Source organism: [Empedobacter] haloabium (genome assembly GCA_008011715.2).
GTDB classification, from domain to species: domain Bacteria; phylum Pseudomonadota; class Gammaproteobacteria; order Burkholderiales; family Burkholderiaceae_D; genus Rugamonas; species Rugamonas haloabia.
Genome location: CP136508.1, coordinates 2,603,851 through 2,616,834 on the forward strand (window position 1 = coordinate 2,603,851; position 12,984 = coordinate 2,616,834).

Here is a 12,984-nt window from a genome sequence, read left to right on the forward strand (position 1 = left end):
GCCGCGCCCGCCGGGCTCAGTGCTTCTCGCGGTACCCCTCGACCCATTTGATCACCTCGGCCGCATGATACAGCGGGTGGGACCGGCCGTTCTTGGTTGGCAAGCGGATGGCCTTCGGGAAGCTCGGCAGGCACGCCATGCGCTCCCGCACCGACTGAGGATCACGCTTCAGGTATGCGGCGATGGTCGCAATGTCCCACAGGTCTACCGATAGCGGGATGGTTGGGCGTATCCGCTCGGCCAGCGCCGTTGCAAGGCGTTCAATCAGGTCTGTTTCACTCATGCTCTTGTTCTCCAATTCGGGACTAGTTTTCAGCGCGCCGGCGCGGCCAGCCGCACGGTGCAGACCTGGCCCAGCTCGACGACGACGTTGCCGTCGCGGCGCTCGTACACGAACGTGACGGTGCCGTCGGCGTTGGTGTGGTAGCCGATCAGGCGATTCCCCAGGTCGCGGACCAGAATCGTGATCTCGTCGGCGGTCAAGCCCATGGGGGCGTACCGGTTCTTGATCAGGTCGACGACGCGGGCGTTCTCCTCGGCGGTCAGGCCGGCGCGGGCCGGCGCGGCGATGGCCAGGAGCAGGGCGCCGGTGGCGATCAGTTTTTGCATGGTTCCTCCGTTGCGTAGCGGATTTCGGTGACGTGACCCACGGGCATGCCCTGGCGCTTGAGCTGGTCCATCGCGTTCAGCAGCAGGCCGGTCAGCTCCGACATGCCCGGCCGCGGCTCGACGTCGAGTTCGTGCGTGCGGCCCGCGCTGGTGATGCGCACCCGGACGGTGGCCGGCTTCTCTTCTGGCGCGGCAGCAGCGCGGATCACGGGCCGCTTCATGGTCATGATGGCGTTGGAGTGAAATTCGCCGTCCACGCAATGCGCATCTACGTACATCGCTGCCTCGGAAAGCGCGCATTCCCATAGCTCGGCTGCCTCGCGGATGTCCTGCGCAACGTTCCTTGCGCTGGCGCGGCGGGTGGCCTCCTGCCAAGCCTCCCATGGTGTCAGCACCAACTCTCCGCGCGGCCCCACCTTTACGTGGTCGGGCAGCTTCAGCTCGGTGCGAACCCACGCCTCGAACTCCGCGCGCATTGCTGCGTCTTTGTCGTCAGCCGCCTGCATAAATAACTCCCTTCTCGATAGCATCCACCACGATCTGATCGAACGTTCGGCCCTGGGCCAGCGCCCGGCAAGCCAGTGCGCACGTCACGTGCCACGGCAGGCTGAATTGAACGTCCATGATCACGCACCCGCCTTTCCGGCCTGCTTGGCCGCGAGGGCGCGCAAAGCAGTTATGCAGGCATTGATGCCAATGGCTGTCGTACCGGTGAAGCGGTAGTTAGCCGACTGCGCGAGAACTCCTTCGCACGCGGCAATGCATTCAGATACATCGCCCTGCGGCTGGCGCATTGCCAAGACGGTACGGCCGTATTCGTGCATCCTGGCGGGGCTGTAGGCGTCATTCTCACCTATGTACGTGTAGCTGATCACGTCCGGCGCAGGCAGCGCCGGCAGTTCCTGCACGGCTGCTGACGGATATTCGCTACGGTCGAATAGATCATGAATCGCTTCATCTTCCGCCTGTTCCGCTGCGCTCACTGGTGAGCCCGCCGCCGAACCGACCCGTTCGGTGCCCGTTTCAGATTGCAGGATCAGGCCGGTGACATGCCATTTGTGCGCCAGCAGTTTTGCCACGTGACGCCGGTCGTCACCGCTGAATTCCCGCATCAACTCCAGCCACGCCTTGTACTCAGCGGCGGTAGCTGGTGCGCCCGCAGATGGGGGAAGCGTGGCGCGGGCCAATGCGTCCTGCAAGTCTTTCAAGCGGCAGGCTATGGCTGACATCGGCGTACTGCCTTCGCTCACCTTGATGCCGAAAATTTCGCACAGCTTCGACAGCTCGTCGCCATCAGCCGGCGCTCCGCTCACTGGTGCGGTAGCGGCGCCGAGATCACGCAGCGCTTCGAAGTCCTGCCAGCCTTGGGCGTACCCCTGGCCGTAGGCGTGTGTCTTTTCATCGGCCACGTGCTTGGTGATGTGGGCGACGAACTTGCCCATGAATTCGAGGTAATTTTCGTACTCGCTGTTCACCAAAGCGCCGATGAATTCTTGAAACTCCGGCGTATCAATCGTCCCCGCATCCCCGGCAGTGGGGGCGGCGCTACGCGTGAAAGGGTGGCGGCAGCCCATGCAGCGCTTGTCGGGGTCGGTTTCGCCGCAGCCGCCGCAAGGTTCGATGTTTTCGTTGTTCATTTTGTCTTGTTCCCTTCAATTGAAAACTTCGTTTTCTGGGTTATGCCGCACAGGGCGGGCAAGGCCAAGTTTTCTCACGCAGCCCGGACAGTAGTCTTTTCCTTTTACAAGAATCCAACCTTCGCGTGGAGAGTGTTCATTCCGTGCCTGCGCTTTTGTTGGAGGCCGTGAGCAGGTAACGCCGTGCGTCCATTGACTGCAATCGTCGCCATCACAGAACACGTCTGCTGTGTATGCAATGCTCATCACCCCTCCGTGCTAGTCGTGGCGGAAGCGATAGCGGCGCGGAGCTGCAACACGATCTGTCGGGCGTCCCACATTCCGTTCTTCAGTTCGGGGTTGTTGACGATCCGGACGCGCTTTTCCTCAATCGCTGCTGCCGCCTCTTCAAGCGCCGCATCCCGCGCATCGCCCTCTGCCTGCTGGGCGGGTGCTGGGGTGGCGAGGATCGAGACAGCGCGCGCGTAGACCTTCTTGATGGTGTCCCACGTCACGGGAACCTTGCGCGATTCGACGCCCGATCCGCCGCATACCTCGCAGTCATCGCAGATTTCGCCAACCTCGGCGCATTCCTGGCAATCCATGTCAAATTCTTCGTTGAACTCGCCGGACAGCGCGCCCTTTGCGCCGTTCTCGGCGGTCAGGCGAGCAGGCATCAGCACGTAATCAGGCTTCGCCACCGGCTCGCTCGGCGCTGCCTGGGTGACGGCGGGGGCGGTGGCAATGGCAGCCGCGATCCCGCGCACCAGATCCTGTCGCGCTGCCTGCGTTTTCGCCTCGTACTCCCGGCAACGCTTCATGCTGGCATTCTCACCTTCGCCGTAGATCAGCTCACTGGAAAGAGCATTGGCGAAGCGAGACAGCAGCTTTGTCAGCTCGCCCAGCAGCTCGCTCGGCGCTGCTTGTGGTGCTGGAGTGACGCGGGCCAGCCGTGCAATGTCGGTCAGCAGGTCGTCCAGCATGGCAACGTCGCTTTCGTCCTTCGTGGCGAACACGTATTCGTTGCCGGTCCACTTGCCGCCAGCGCGGACGAGTTCCTGCGCTTCGTCGATTCGTTCGTTCAGTTCGCTCATGGCTTCTCGCTTTCGGTTTGGGTGGTGGCGCGGAACGCGGCGACATGCAGGCGGGCCATGCGGCGAACCATCTTGTCGAACCGCGCATCACCTGAGTGGTGGATGCACGAGAGGCCCGGATAGACCATCGCGCCGCCGAAATCGTATTCCGCGCGCTCGCATTGGCACGGGTAGCGCTTGCGCACGGCTGCGGCTGCCTCGCGCCTGGCTGCGGCTTTGAGCGTGAGCCAGCGCCGGCCGCCGCCGTGATAGACCGTGACGGTTTCGGCCCGGATCATTTCGACGCCCCAGGTGCAGGAGCGGCAGGGCGTTCCGGGAGCGGCATCCAGTGCGTGACCTTTTCGACGGTCATCTGGTCGTATTCGCCGTCGTAGCATGCCCACGTGCCGTCATCGCGTGCATGCCCAAACCCTGTGCCCTTCATGCCCATAAGCGTTTCGCCGTAGATCAGAACTGTGTTCGATACATCGCAGCCGCTCGATGTGCACTCGTGCATACACTCTGGCAGCCGCTCATCCACGCTGACCCACCCGGCCGGCACAGCGGCGGCTACGGGCGCAGCAGGGGCGGCAAAGACCGGGAATGCGGGCGTGCCGTCGTCGCTCGTTTCACCCTTCTCGCAAACCTCGTACCCTTCTTCGTGTCCGATATTTCCATGCCCCTCGTTAATCTGGCGCGCCCACCAGCGGAGATACGTAATCGGTTCGGCAGGCACCGCCACGGGCGCGGCCTGGGCCAGCACGGCGCGGGCTTGCCACGCCGCCCATTTCGCGGCGATACGGTTATCCGTGTAGACGCCGTTGTGCGATTGGCGGAAGTGCGTGCCGGGCCGTGTATGGGTGCGCTTCGCCCACGCCTCAAAAGCTGCGCGCTCGTCGGACACTTCTGCCTTCGGTGCGCTTGCAGCGGCGCGGAGGGCGGTCAGCTCGGACAGCAGCGCCTTGATCACGGCAGGGTTGGCGGCGGCGATGTAGAGCTTGTCAGCATGCGCGGCCCAGGCTGGCGACAGGACTTCCTGCTTCACGGTGTCCATCACACTGCCGTATTTGCTGAGAATCCACGGCCCTGGCGTCGCCGCTTCGGCCAGCTTAAGCAATTCGTCGTAGTTGTTCGTCATGGTGTCTCTCGTTCAGGTTGTTGTGCGGCGCCGAACATGCGCGCCTCGATTTCAGGGGTCAGGCCGTGTACGCGTTCGAATGGCTTGGGCGGTCGATAGTCGGGCTGATCCTCCAGCCACCACTCGGCCAAAATGCCGATCGGGATGCGCGTTCGCTCGTGAATGCGGCGCAGCGTCTTCATCGTCACCTGTTTGCCTCGCCGCATATGCCAGACCATCGAGCCGTGAAATCCGATGTCCTTCCCGAGCTGGCACATCGATGCCGCGCCCAGGACGTCGGTCAGGCGCTTGACGAGCGTGGCGTTGGTCACTGGTCGTCCTCCTGCGCCCGCTCCAGCAGCGCCGGCAAGTCGTTCACCGGGCCCGCCAGCACGACCTGGTCGCTGTCCGGCATGTGCACGCAGATCGCGCTGCAGTTCGCGTGGTCGATGAGGGCGCGCGCTGCGCGGATCACGTCGGCTTTCAGGCGTTCTTCTTCGGTCATTCCGGTCATGCCAGGTCTCCAATCAGGTCAAGCTGTCTCGGGTCGGTGGCCGTCGCCACGTAAATCACGACGTCGCCAAACTGGTCGGGCGCGTCGCAATCCCGCAATCCGCGCTTCACTGCTTCGGTCGCCGCCGTGTTGCATATCGCCGCTGTCTGCTTGTCGAACATGCAGCCCCTACAGTTCAAGCCGGCGTTCTCGTCATCGTCAACCTGCGCGCGTTCCAGCTGGGCAAACTGAACGCGGGTCGGGTCGATGACGTCACGCGTGCGCCGCTTCATCCTGGCGGCTCGTGGCCGAAAGGCGAACGCCATGCATCGCGCAGAAGGCCAGGGCGTACTCGATCAGGCTCGCGCTGCGCGCTTTCGACATATCTGCCGTACTCTCGCGCAGGTTCACCAGCTCGCCTTCTAGACCCGACACTATCTCGCTGCCCTGTTGCGTTGCGATGGCATGGCCCGAAACAAGCAGCACTTTCCACTGCTCCAACGTTCGGCGCTTCCCGGCGAACAGCACCTCGGACTTAGCAAGGTCGCCGGCAATAGCGTGGAACTTGGCGTTCTGCGCCAGGTTGCGCTTTGGCTCCGAGAACGTGACTTTCCAGCCGTCGGGCGCGTTGTAGGCAAAGTGCGCGGCGCCGGCCCTGGCCTGACGATGGTTCAGGAAGAAGGTGCGCTTCTCGGTCATGGCGCCACCTCGCGGCGCACGGCAACGTAGTCCATGCAGATCAGCCGGGCGATGATCATCAGCGGGTCGATGTCGAATGCCTCGACGAGCGCGTCGACGATTTGCACGTCGGTGGGTGCGAACGCCAGCGCGTCGGCGGCGTCGGCCAGGGTTGCGTGGTCTTTCATGCGGCCTCCCGGAAGGACAGGAACATTTGCACTTTGCTTTCGACCTCGGCCAGGAACGCGAGCACGGCCGGCGTCAGGGTCTTGCTGATGTAGTCCTCATCGCGCTCGATGCGCTGGCGGTACAGCTTCAGGTGCTCGGCGCCGATCTGCATGCGCGGGTCGTACGAGCAGAAGTCCACCCAGTCCAGGCCCAGCACCCAAATCTGCCCCTGCACCTGCGGCGTGTGGTGCTCTGGCATGCCGGTTTCCCAGGTCTGCAGGTGGATCGCGCTGTTGTGCGGGCACTTGATTTCGATGGCGCCGTGCGCGCCCACCAGGCCGTCGGACGACGCCCCCACCCAGGCGTGCGCCGGGTGCTTGGCAAAGCCCACCTCGCGCACGATGGCGCCGGTCAGCTCTTCGTAGGCCAGGCGCGCATACGGCTCGGCCTCGGTGCCCCACTGCATGGCGTAGCTGCTGGGCGTCTGCACGGGCTCACCGGTGATGCGCTCGACGACCAGGCGCATGAGGTAGTCCTCGCGCGCCTTCAGCGGCTGACCGTTGCGGCCGGTCGCCAGGATGTCGGCAAAGCAGGATGCGGTGGCATGGCCGGCGCGCTCCCGCAGCCAGTCGGCGCCGCCCTGGTTGGATTGGCGTTCAAGCATCGCTCACCTCCACGTCGGTGACGTTCGCCGCGCTGGCGAGGGCCTTCAGCGCATTCAGGTGGCCGGCCAGTGCCTTGCGCTGCTCCTTCGTGATCGCAAACCATTTCTCTTCGAGCGCGGCCGTGCCCTTCGCGGCGATCGTCTCCAGCTCCGCCAGCAGCGTCGTATCGTCCGCGGTGAGTTCGGTGCTTATGGTCTGCTCGGCCGTCGTGGCCGCGCTCTGGCGCGTCGGCGCCGGGGTCACATCGACGATGCGCTCGGCCTCGTCCTGGTCGTAGATACCGACAAAGCCGAAGGCCAGACGCGCACATTGGATCATGGCCTTGTGGCGCAGCATGCGTTTCGGGTGCGACTGCCACGGTGCGACAGGGCGCTTGCACTCGGACAGGTATTCAGTGACCCGCACAGGGCGGGTGCGGTCCTTGCGGTACATGATGCAGGTGCACGACTCGTTGTCCTGCTCAAAATCCATGCCGTCGAACTGCGGATGCGAGTTTATGATGCGCGACCAGCCGTCTACGCCTACCACGGGCACGATGCCGTTGTTCTTGTCCGGGAAGGCGTAGATTTCCTTCGTCCACGGGTTCAGCGTGTACTGGTTCGCCACGATCAACAGCGCCGTCATCTGCGCGTCCGACACCTGGCCCTTGAACGCCGTCGCCTTGAGAACGTTCACCAGGTCTTCCGACTCGGGGATATTGAAGATGCCGGCCAGCTTCGAGGCCTGCTGCACTACGAGAGAATTGCTCACGATGTTGCCTTTCTGCCGAGACTCTGCCGGCGTGGTGGTGAATGGTTGAATCAGAAGCCCTTGCGGTACAGAGTGACCGCGCGCTTGACGGCGCCGACCGGGCCCAGGCCCACACGGCAACCGAACTGGTATTGCTTGACGAGGAAGCGGATCACGCGAGTTCTCCTTGAATTTTCGTGGCCTTGTTGGTGAGCCGGACGTGGTGACGGTGCGCCCGGGCCAGCTCGCGGCCCGTGACTTCCTGCGCCAGGGCCAGCAGCCAAATCAGCTGATCCCAGGGCGCCACCTGCACGGCGATCAGGTACAGCCGGGCCGGCGCCATCGCCCGGCGCATGACACGCGCTACGCGGGCTGCGGTTACTGCACGCTCGTGGTGCTCGAAACTGCCAAGTGCTGCGATGTGCTTGCGTGTCATGGTCTGCTCCGTTCGGTCAGGTGGTCAGAAGGCCCAGCGCGGCGCGCCGAGTGCCAGCAGAATTACGATCAGGGCGATGGCTTGGATGCTCATGCGGCACCCGCTGCGTCCAGGGCTTCGCGGGCAATGGCGTGAACGTTCCAGTCGATGCCGTGCGGACTGCCGACGATCGCTTGCGGGTTCATGCCGTACTGCGGCTTCGTGGCCAGGATCGTCTGCAGGGCCGCGACGAGGTGGTCATGGGCATTGCAGGCGCGGACGATGAACTCGGCGTTGGCGTGCATTTCTTCCTTTCGCTCTGGCCACTCGAAACGAGAACACAGCACGCTTGCCGTGTTCAGGTTGGGGCCGTCTTGAATGTCGAAAAAGCCATCGGGCTGGAGATTTGCGTACCACGGCGTCGGCGTGTGCTTGCTGGTGTCCATCCTCTTCTCCCTGTGTTGGGCCGGCGCGGCCGGCGGTTGTTGTTGGCGCCCCGTGAGGTGGGGCGGCCCGGTTCGATTACTTGGCCTTCGCCGCGATGGCGTTGACCAGGGCACAGCCGTCGTCCGCGGTGATCGTCATGACGCTGGTCTGCACGAAGGCGACCGACTTGCCGTTGCTGCACGACGCACTGCCCAGGTACAGCGGGTTGACGTACGTCGTCGCGTCGATCTGCGTCAGCTCCGGCTGGTTCGCCAGCACGCGCTCCAGCAGACCATCGGTGTCGCGGAAGGACGAGGAACCGCCGTTGGCGTAATGGACCTGCACGTAGCGCGTGTCGGCCTGGAACGCGGTGACCTTGAAGACGTTGCGCGTGCTGAACGTCTTGCCGTCGCTGGTGCGGTACACGTCGTCTGCGGCACGTGCTGCCGATACTGCGGTCACGCCTACGATTACTGCTGCTGCGATTGCGGTGATGCGTTTCATGGCTTCTCCAGGTGGTGCGCCAGCCGGCGCGGGGTTATGGGTGCCGTCTCTCCGGCTGCCAGCGCTGCGTAGGCTCTACGTCCTCTGTGACCGAGGCGGCCCTCCTACTTCTGACCCGGAGATTGGCAAACCGCACGTTGTATGTAGGGGTGCGGCGCTCCTTTTCGGTCATGCAAATTCGTGTGCGTCGGCCCAGCGGCTCTCGCGGCAGGCCAGGGCGTTGGCTTCGGCAGCGGCCACCTGGCCGTTCGCCGCGGCTTCGGCTTCCTCGTCGGCCCGCATTGCCGCTGCGTCAGCATCGATGCCCTCGGCAACCAGGCGATCGAAGATCAGCTGGAACGCGTCGGCGCTTGCTGCTTCGTACTGCTCTTGGTCGTCGTGGTGGCGGGCCATCTGCTTCTCCGGTCGGTGCGCTGCGTTGCGCGTTTCGATGGAGTTCATTATCGGTGTTCCTATCTTTGATGTCAATAGGGATACCGATATTTTTATCCGTCTCGTATCGGCCCTGTCAGAACCGACAGGGTGTCACTGAAGCGTGGACGTAAAAAAGCCCCGGCTGGCGGGGCTGTTCAGGCAGGAGAAAGGCTACTTCTGATCGTTCGGCTGTTTCGCGCGTGTCGCGTCTAGCTGTTGCTGCAACTGCTTGAGGAGTGCATCGGTAGCCTCTGTCTGCCGGCGCACCTCAGCCTGAGCTGCTGCCGTGTTCTTTCCGGACTCGAAGGAGGCCAGCATATTGGAAAGGACTGTGGCGTTGAATGCAGCGACGCCGAAAACTATCGCCAATACTGTCCCGATTGCGGTTGTGATGATCGTATGCTTTAGCGTTCGAACGTAGCTGGTCGTCTCACTAAGCGACGTCTCGATTCGGGTCATGCGCTCATCCGCGCGCGCCCAGCGCTCCTCCATGCGCCCCATGAAGCCATCGATGCTGGCTTGGATGGCCGCGACACGACCGTCCATCCGAGCCTCAATGGTTTGGAGCTTTGCGTCGTGTTCTTCGCGGGAGAGGTCTGTCATGGCCTTATGATGGGGCTGCGTCTCGACCCTGTCAAGATCACGCTTTACACCCTCCAAAAACTCAGTGAAACTTCTGTCCGGACTAGTCATTCTGACCCCACTGTTTCATAAGCGCGGTTATTTCATCGAAGCTACGCTTATTTTCCTCGTAGTTTGCCTTTAGTTTCTCACTAATATCACTACGGGCATCCAGCGATAGCATACCAATGCTATGATTCAAACGGACCATCATAAGCGTGATTTCCACCAGCAACTTTTTCTCTGGGGTCTCCATACACCTTCCTAACGACTATCATTTCTGCGGAATCAGCGAAACGCCGGGCGGACACTCTTACAGATTAGTCGCTGATTTTTTCTTCATCTCTTCTCTGCACACTTCAAAATTATCATATGTATATTGAATAGAAACATAGCCTTTGCTTGTGGAAATCGCGTTCGCAGCGACTTCAATGTTTGCCATCTTGTCGGGCAGTGGCGTTTCTAACTTCTTCGTTGACCAATCATATGCGTAAAAAACCGACTCCTCTTTAAGCGCCATCATCCAAAACTGTGGGTTGTTCCGATATACCTCGCGGCCTGTATAGTTGACTTTAGTAGAGTATTTCCCGTACTTCACGCTCATCAACTCGGCATACTGATCCACTTTTGTGCGTAGCTGATCACCCGAGTCATTCACTAAATCCACGTCATGGTTAGCCCGAATTCGGCACACTCCCGCAGTGGGTGTGGCGAAAACCGAATAGTCTGTTATGCCATCCAAAGGCTTAGGCGGCTTTCCAACAAACACGTTAGGTGAGGTCTCGGATTCCTTAAACCCCAGCTGGCTCAACTCGGCAATAGACATTCCGCCAGCGAGGCCAAAGGGGCCATTGCGAACCGGCTTGTTCTGTGCGGGTTTCGGCGCAGGGGCGCTGGAATCAGCAACATGTTGAGTGGCCCCACTAGGCTTACCCTCTTGTTTCTGACAACCGACTACGACAAAAATAAGGGCTGCACCTACAATAAATTTGATGGAATTGACTGGCATATAATTGAATTGTTTTCGGCATCGCAGCGTGCCGGGTCGCCTAAAACGGTAACTCAGCCTCGACTTGCGCTGGCAACTCCGCCCACGCCAGATCCTCGCCATTCGACAGCAGTGCGAACAGGTAGGGCTCGGCGTCAAACTGGGCCTTCGCCTTCGCGCCCTTCCAGCTCGCGCCATCACGCGCTACCAACATGACCGGCATCGCCAGCAGCGCCTGCAGTTCAACAATCAATACATCGGAGCGCGCTCCGGCAAGCTGACCACGTTCGACCAGCACAACAGCCATGCGCACGCCGCGCAGGCTCACAACAGCGTAGTGCATTAGATTCTCTCGCTTTCCTTACGAACAATGCGACCGATGATGATGCACGCATCACCGTCGCAGACCTTCTTGTGAAATTTTCGTTGGTCGGGGTTGTCCGACATTAGCCACCAACGCCCAGCGTCGCGCGAGAACCGCTTGATGACCGGCTCTCCCTCGTAATTCACAGCGAAGACAGCTCCGTCCACGGGCCGCTTGTCGGCCGTGTTTATGACCACCGAATCGCCCTCGTAAAGTGATGGTTCCATGCTTTCGCCCTTGACGCTGATCATGATCAAGCTGTCGCGGCTGTAGCCATGCTTCTGCATCCAATCTGTGGGCACGGTACCAGTCGATCCGTCGAATCGTTCTGGCTCCATCTCGAAGCCGTTAATCCCTGCCGATAGGCGAAGCTTGACGCGAGGAATCAGCGTCAGGCGTGGGTCGTCGTCCCCGACGGCTTCCACGCGCTTGAATGTTCCAGGCGGCAGACCGAAGTTCTCATCTGCGCGGCTGCCAACAGTCGGGTCCATCGGGCCCGCACCGGTCTCTAGCCACAGCGCGTTGACGCCGAGCGCTGCGGCAAACGACGCGATCATTGTCGTGCCCTGAGACTCACCCGTTTCCAGTTCGGATAGCGTCGCCTGGGCCATGCCCACTTTCTGGGCCAGCGCCTTCTGCGTCAGGCCAGCGGCCCGCCGTGCTTCCTTGATTCTCGATCCTATAGACATACCGATATTATCTTCCAGCATCAAATAGGAATGCCGATTGACAGATAAGATCGGAGTTCCTATACTGCTACGCATGGACATCCCTTTCACGATCAAAAGCCTCCGACTGGCAGGCATGACCCAAACGCAGATTGGCAAGGCGATTGGTGTGAGCCAAACATCGGTAAGCGACATGGAGCACGGCAAGGCTGGCGTCATCCGGCCGTCGTACCAGGTCACCCACGGACTGAAGCGCCTGGCCGCAAAGCACAAGGTCGCGACGAAGCCGCCCAGCTGATCCAGCCAGCGGCGCACTCAGTACCGACTTCCCAACCCCGAAATCCTGAACCACGAACACAAGGAAAACACCATGGCACCACGCGACATCACCGTAAAGACCCTGCTCAACGCTGACGAGTACCTCGACTTCGATCAAGAGTGCGCGATCGCGGACAAGAAGCACAGCCCGCTGCTGCGCGACCTGGCAAAGCAGTGGATGGCGGAGCAGAAGCATAAGCGTCAGCAGCGAAACATGGAACGGCCAGTCTACGGCCAGAACATGGCCATGTTGCTGCCGACCCGAGTAGCACGCCCGCGCATGCACATGCGTCTTTGATGCGAGGGGCACATGGACATTCGAACTACCAACGTAACGACAAGGCCCACGACACATGAACCAGCGAACTACCCCAGCAGCAGCTGCCGAAAGGATCGTCACCGAGGCGCACGTCTGGCGCGCAATCGACAAGGACGCGATCGCCAACAAGCAGAACCCCAACCGCGAGCTGGCTGCTGCTGCCCGGCGCGCGGAGTACCGTGCGCGGCAGAACTTGCGCAAGGCCATCGACGAGGCGGGCGCGTGATGGACCTGTCGATCATGATCCAGAACCAGCAGTTCAAACACGGCGAGAAGGCCGCGCTCCGCGGTGAGCCGCGCGACTCCCACGTCATGAACCATGACGCCCGCGCGCTGCATGACTGGCTGCGCGGGTATGACAGCGTGGCCGCCCAGCAGCTGGAAGGCGCCGAGCCATGACCGCGCTCTTCGACCCTGACGACCTGGCGATCGTGCCAATCCGCGCGCTGCAGGAGCACTTGGTCGGCCTGCTGGAGAAGCAGCCGCGCACCATCCGCGAGCTGGTCATCCTGACCGGCTGGAGCGTCGACGCGATCCGCGTCCGCCTGCGCCTGCTGCAGGACGCCGGCCGCATCCACCATCAAGACGTCCAGCTGCGCCAGGGCGTGCTGTACGTCTGGCACGCCGGCCCGACGCCATACGCACCGGTACCGAAGCGCGTGCACCGCGACGACCCGCGCCAGTCCACCGTCACCGCCTATCCATCCAACGCCGTCCGTGACCCGTTCGTGGCCGCCCTGTTCGGCGCCCCTGTCCGCACCGGCATGCTGGCCGGCATCCTGAGCGGGGAGGGCTGACG

General features: G+C 62.0%; 29 protein-coding genes. 5 read left to right on the forward strand and 24 right to left on the reverse strand.

From position 1 onward, the window contains the following. Positions 1 to 16: 16 nt before the first annotated feature. The 24 genes from E7V67_011320 to E7V67_011435 form a co-directional block, all read right to left on the reverse strand. Positions 17 to 283, reverse strand: coding sequence for a hypothetical protein (locus E7V67_011320; GenBank protein WUR15659.1), 267 nt, complete (start codon positions 281 to 283; stop codon positions 17 to 19). A gap of 29 nt (positions 284 to 312) precedes the next feature. Further along, entirely contained in the window at positions 313 to 609 is a 297-nt protein-coding gene (locus E7V67_011325; protein ID WUR15660.1) for a hypothetical protein, read from the reverse strand. Next, a complete protein-coding gene (locus E7V67_011330) occupies positions 597 to 1,115 on the reverse strand; it encodes a hypothetical protein (protein ID WUR15661.1) in 519 nt (172 codons plus the stop codon). The genes E7V67_011325 and E7V67_011330 overlap by 13 nt, the downstream gene beginning before the upstream one ends. Then, on the reverse strand, positions 1,102 to 1,233 hold the full coding sequence (locus E7V67_011335) for a hypothetical protein (protein WUR15662.1): 132 nt from the start codon (positions 1,231 to 1,233) through the stop codon (positions 1,102 to 1,104). Before E7V67_011335 ends, E7V67_011330 begins: the two co-directional genes overlap by 14 nt. Before the next feature lie 2 nt (positions 1,234 to 1,235). Next, positions 1,236 to 2,246: a hypothetical protein gene (locus tag E7V67_011340; protein WUR15663.1), complete on the reverse strand. Its 1,011-nt coding sequence runs from the start codon at positions 2,244 to 2,246 to the stop codon at positions 1,236 to 1,238. A 245-nt stretch (positions 2,247 to 2,491) separates the two neighbouring features. After that, the gene (locus E7V67_011345) at positions 2,492 to 3,319 is read right to left on the reverse strand and encodes a hypothetical protein (protein ID WUR15664.1); all 828 of its coding nucleotides are present in this window, start codon (positions 3,317 to 3,319) and stop codon (positions 2,492 to 2,494) included. Further along, entirely contained in the window at positions 3,316 to 3,597 is a 282-nt protein-coding gene (locus E7V67_011350; protein ID WUR15665.1) for a hypothetical protein, read from the reverse strand. The genes E7V67_011345 and E7V67_011350 overlap by 4 nt, the downstream gene beginning before the upstream one ends. Further along, the gene (locus E7V67_011355; GenBank protein WUR15666.1) at positions 3,594 to 4,436 is read right to left on the reverse strand and encodes a DUF551 domain-containing protein; all 843 of its coding nucleotides are present in this window, start codon (positions 4,434 to 4,436) and stop codon (positions 3,594 to 3,596) included. The genes E7V67_011350 and E7V67_011355 overlap by 4 nt, the downstream gene beginning before the upstream one ends. After that, entirely contained in the window at positions 4,433 to 4,747 is a 315-nt protein-coding gene (locus E7V67_011360; protein ID WUR15667.1) for a hypothetical protein, read from the reverse strand. Before E7V67_011360 ends, E7V67_011355 begins: the two co-directional genes overlap by 4 nt. Continuing rightward, a complete protein-coding gene (locus E7V67_011365) occupies positions 4,744 to 4,929 on the reverse strand; it encodes a hypothetical protein (protein WUR15668.1) in 186 nt (61 codons plus the stop codon). Before E7V67_011365 ends, E7V67_011360 begins: the two co-directional genes overlap by 4 nt. Next, entirely contained in the window at positions 4,926 to 5,201 is a 276-nt protein-coding gene (locus E7V67_011370; GenBank protein ID WUR15669.1) for a hypothetical protein, read from the reverse strand. The genes E7V67_011365 and E7V67_011370 overlap by 4 nt, the downstream gene beginning before the upstream one ends. Further along, positions 5,182 to 5,607, reverse strand: a complete 426-nt coding sequence (locus E7V67_011375; protein ID WUR15670.1) for a recombination protein NinB — start codon at positions 5,605 to 5,607, stop codon at positions 5,182 to 5,184. The genes E7V67_011370 and E7V67_011375 overlap by 20 nt, the downstream gene beginning before the upstream one ends. Next, positions 5,604 to 5,774, reverse strand: coding sequence for a hypothetical protein (locus E7V67_011380; protein WUR15671.1), 171 nt, complete (start codon positions 5,772 to 5,774; stop codon positions 5,604 to 5,606). Before E7V67_011380 ends, E7V67_011375 begins: the two co-directional genes overlap by 4 nt. Next, complete coding sequence (locus E7V67_011385; protein WUR15672.1) at positions 5,771 to 6,418, reverse strand: YqaJ viral recombinase family protein; 648 nt, start codon at positions 6,416 to 6,418, stop codon at positions 5,771 to 5,773. The genes E7V67_011380 and E7V67_011385 overlap by 4 nt, the downstream gene beginning before the upstream one ends. Then, positions 6,411 to 7,169 carry a phage recombination protein Bet gene (gene bet, locus E7V67_011390; protein ID WUR15673.1) on the reverse strand — a complete coding sequence of 253 codons (759 nt, stop codon included), beginning with the start codon at positions 7,167 to 7,169 and terminating at the stop codon, positions 6,411 to 6,413. Before bet ends, E7V67_011385 begins: the two co-directional genes overlap by 8 nt. A gap of 151 nt (positions 7,170 to 7,320) precedes the next feature. Next, positions 7,321 to 7,584 carry a hypothetical protein gene (locus tag E7V67_011395; GenBank protein WUR15674.1) on the reverse strand — a complete coding sequence of 88 codons (264 nt, stop codon included), beginning with the start codon at positions 7,582 to 7,584 and terminating at the stop codon, positions 7,321 to 7,323. Positions 7,585 to 7,673: 89 nt separating this feature from the next. Next, a complete protein-coding gene (locus tag E7V67_011400; protein WUR15675.1) occupies positions 7,674 to 8,009 on the reverse strand; it encodes a hypothetical protein in 336 nt (111 codons plus the stop codon). Positions 8,010 to 8,085: 76 nt separating this feature from the next. Further along, entirely contained in the window at positions 8,086 to 8,493 is a 408-nt protein-coding gene (locus E7V67_011405) for a hypothetical protein (protein ID WUR15676.1), read from the reverse strand. Between the two features lie 168 nt (positions 8,494 to 8,661). Continuing rightward, positions 8,662 to 8,934 (reverse strand): hypothetical protein, encoded by a 273-nt coding sequence (locus tag E7V67_011410; GenBank protein WUR15677.1) that lies wholly within the window; start codon positions 8,932 to 8,934, stop codon positions 8,662 to 8,664. A gap of 144 nt (positions 8,935 to 9,078) precedes the next feature. Beyond that, entirely contained in the window at positions 9,079 to 9,510 is a 432-nt protein-coding gene (locus tag E7V67_011415) for a hypothetical protein (GenBank protein ID WUR15678.1), read from the reverse strand. Positions 9,511 to 9,592: 82 nt separating this feature from the next. Then, positions 9,593 to 9,784, reverse strand: a complete 192-nt coding sequence (locus tag E7V67_011420) for a hypothetical protein (protein ID WUR15679.1) — start codon at positions 9,782 to 9,784, stop codon at positions 9,593 to 9,595. Positions 9,785 to 9,841: 57 nt separating this feature from the next. Further along, on the reverse strand, positions 9,842 to 10,537 hold the full coding sequence (locus E7V67_011425) for a hypothetical protein (protein WUR15680.1): 696 nt from the start codon (positions 10,535 to 10,537) through the stop codon (positions 9,842 to 9,844). Between the two features lie 40 nt (positions 10,538 to 10,577). Continuing rightward, a complete protein-coding gene (locus E7V67_011430; protein WUR15681.1) occupies positions 10,578 to 10,859 on the reverse strand; it encodes a hypothetical protein in 282 nt (93 codons plus the stop codon). After that, entirely contained in the window at positions 10,859 to 11,590 is a 732-nt protein-coding gene (locus E7V67_011435; GenBank protein ID WUR16263.1) for a S24 family peptidase, read from the reverse strand. The genes E7V67_011430 and E7V67_011435 overlap by 1 nt, the downstream gene beginning before the upstream one ends. A gap of 52 nt (positions 11,591 to 11,642) precedes the next feature. On the opposite strand from E7V67_011435, the gene E7V67_011440 reads away from it, so the two are divergent. From E7V67_011440 to E7V67_011460, 5 genes are all read left to right on the forward strand, one after another. Next, a complete protein-coding gene (locus tag E7V67_011440) occupies positions 11,643 to 11,846 on the forward strand; it encodes a helix-turn-helix transcriptional regulator (GenBank protein WUR15682.1) in 204 nt (67 codons plus the stop codon). Between the two features lie 72 nt (positions 11,847 to 11,918). Beyond that, positions 11,919 to 12,164: a hypothetical protein gene (locus E7V67_011445; protein ID WUR15683.1), complete on the forward strand. Its 246-nt coding sequence runs from the start codon at positions 11,919 to 11,921 to the stop codon at positions 12,162 to 12,164. A 55-nt stretch (positions 12,165 to 12,219) separates the two neighbouring features. Further along, complete coding sequence (locus E7V67_011450; protein WUR15684.1) at positions 12,220 to 12,411, forward strand: hypothetical protein; 192 nt, start codon at positions 12,220 to 12,222, stop codon at positions 12,409 to 12,411. Continuing rightward, positions 12,411 to 12,584, forward strand: a complete 174-nt coding sequence (locus E7V67_011455; GenBank protein WUR15685.1) for a hypothetical protein — start codon at positions 12,411 to 12,413, stop codon at positions 12,582 to 12,584. The genes E7V67_011450 and E7V67_011455 overlap by 1 nt, the downstream gene beginning before the upstream one ends. Further along, entirely contained in the window at positions 12,581 to 12,982 is a 402-nt protein-coding gene (locus tag E7V67_011460; protein WUR15686.1) for a hypothetical protein, read from the forward strand. Before E7V67_011455 ends, E7V67_011460 begins: the two co-directional genes overlap by 4 nt. The last annotated feature ends 2 nt before the right edge of the window (positions 12,983 to 12,984 follow it).

Bases quoted from the DNA above. Each gene is read 5' to 3' on its own strand.
- E7V67_011325 (WUR15660.1), bottom strand. From the start codon at position 609: ATGCAAAAACTGATCGCCACCGGCGCCCTGCTCCTGGCCATCGCCGCG.
- E7V67_011375 (WUR15670.1), bottom strand. From the start codon at position 5,607: ATGACCGAGAAGCGCACCTTCTTCCTGAACCATCGTCAGGCCAGGGCC.
- E7V67_011415 (WUR15678.1), bottom strand. From the start codon at position 9,510: ATGACAGACCTCTCCCGCGAAGAACACGACGCAAAGCTCCAAACCATT.
- E7V67_011425 (WUR15680.1), bottom strand. From the start codon at position 10,537: ATGCCAGTCAATTCCATCAAATTTATTGTAGGTGCAGCCCTTATTTTT.
- E7V67_011420 (WUR15679.1), bottom strand. From the start codon at position 9,784: ATGGAGACCCCAGAGAAAAAGTTGCTGGTGGAAATCACGCTTATGATG.
- E7V67_011345 (WUR15664.1), bottom strand. From the start codon at position 3,319: ATGAGCGAACTGAACGAACGAATCGACGAAGCGCAGGAACTCGTCCGC.
- E7V67_011405 (WUR15676.1), bottom strand. From the start codon at position 8,493: ATGAAACGCATCACCGCAATCGCAGCAGCAGTAATCGTAGGCGTGACC.
- E7V67_011410 (WUR15677.1), bottom strand. From the start codon at position 8,934: ATGAACTCCATCGAAACGCGCAACGCAGCGCACCGACCGGAGAAGCAG.
- E7V67_011370 (WUR15669.1), bottom strand. From the start codon at position 5,201: ATGAAGCGGCGCACGCGTGACGTCATCGACCCGACCCGCGTTCAGTTT.
- E7V67_011340 (WUR15663.1), bottom strand. From the start codon at position 2,246: ATGAACAACGAAAACATCGAACCTTGCGGCGGCTGCGGCGAAACCGAC.
- E7V67_011320 (WUR15659.1), bottom strand. From the start codon at position 283: ATGAGTGAAACAGACCTGATTGAACGCCTTGCAACGGCGCTGGCCGAG.
- E7V67_011455 (WUR15685.1), top strand. From the start codon at position 12,411: ATGGACCTGTCGATCATGATCCAGAACCAGCAGTTCAAACACGGCGAG.
- E7V67_011435 (WUR16263.1), bottom strand. From the start codon at position 11,590: ATGCTGGAAGATAATATCGGTATGTCTATAGGATCGAGAATCAAGGAA.
- E7V67_011450 (WUR15684.1), top strand. From the start codon at position 12,220: ATGAACCAGCGAACTACCCCAGCAGCAGCTGCCGAAAGGATCGTCACC.
- E7V67_011460 (WUR15686.1), top strand. From the start codon at position 12,581: ATGACCGCGCTCTTCGACCCTGACGACCTGGCGATCGTGCCAATCCGC.
- E7V67_011355 (WUR15666.1), bottom strand. From the start codon at position 4,436: ATGACGAACAACTACGACGAATTGCTTAAGCTGGCCGAAGCGGCGACG.
- E7V67_011400 (WUR15675.1), bottom strand. From the start codon at position 8,009: ATGGACACCAGCAAGCACACGCCGACGCCGTGGTACGCAAATCTCCAG.
- E7V67_011445 (WUR15683.1), top strand. From the start codon at position 11,919: ATGGCACCACGCGACATCACCGTAAAGACCCTGCTCAACGCTGACGAG.
- E7V67_011430 (WUR15681.1), bottom strand. From the start codon at position 10,859: ATGCACTACGCTGTTGTGAGCCTGCGCGGCGTGCGCATGGCTGTTGTG.
- E7V67_011380 (WUR15671.1), bottom strand. From the start codon at position 5,774: ATGAAAGACCACGCAACCCTGGCCGACGCCGCCGACGCGCTGGCGTTC.
- E7V67_011365 (WUR15668.1), bottom strand. From the start codon at position 4,929: ATGACCGGAATGACCGAAGAAGAACGCCTGAAAGCCGACGTGATCCGC.
- E7V67_011440 (WUR15682.1), top strand. From the start codon at position 11,643: ATGGACATCCCTTTCACGATCAAAAGCCTCCGACTGGCAGGCATGACC.
- E7V67_011385 (WUR15672.1), bottom strand. From the start codon at position 6,418: ATGCTTGAACGCCAATCCAACCAGGGCGGCGCCGACTGGCTGCGGGAG.
- E7V67_011330 (WUR15661.1), bottom strand. From the start codon at position 1,115: ATGCAGGCGGCTGACGACAAAGACGCAGCAATGCGCGCGGAGTTCGAG.
- E7V67_011395 (WUR15674.1), bottom strand. From the start codon at position 7,584: ATGACACGCAAGCACATCGCAGCACTTGGCAGTTTCGAGCACCACGAG.
- E7V67_011350 (WUR15665.1), bottom strand. From the start codon at position 3,597: ATGATCCGGGCCGAAACCGTCACGGTCTATCACGGCGGCGGCCGGCGC.
- E7V67_011335 (WUR15662.1), bottom strand. From the start codon at position 1,233: ATGGACGTTCAATTCAGCCTGCCGTGGCACGTGACGTGCGCACTGGCT.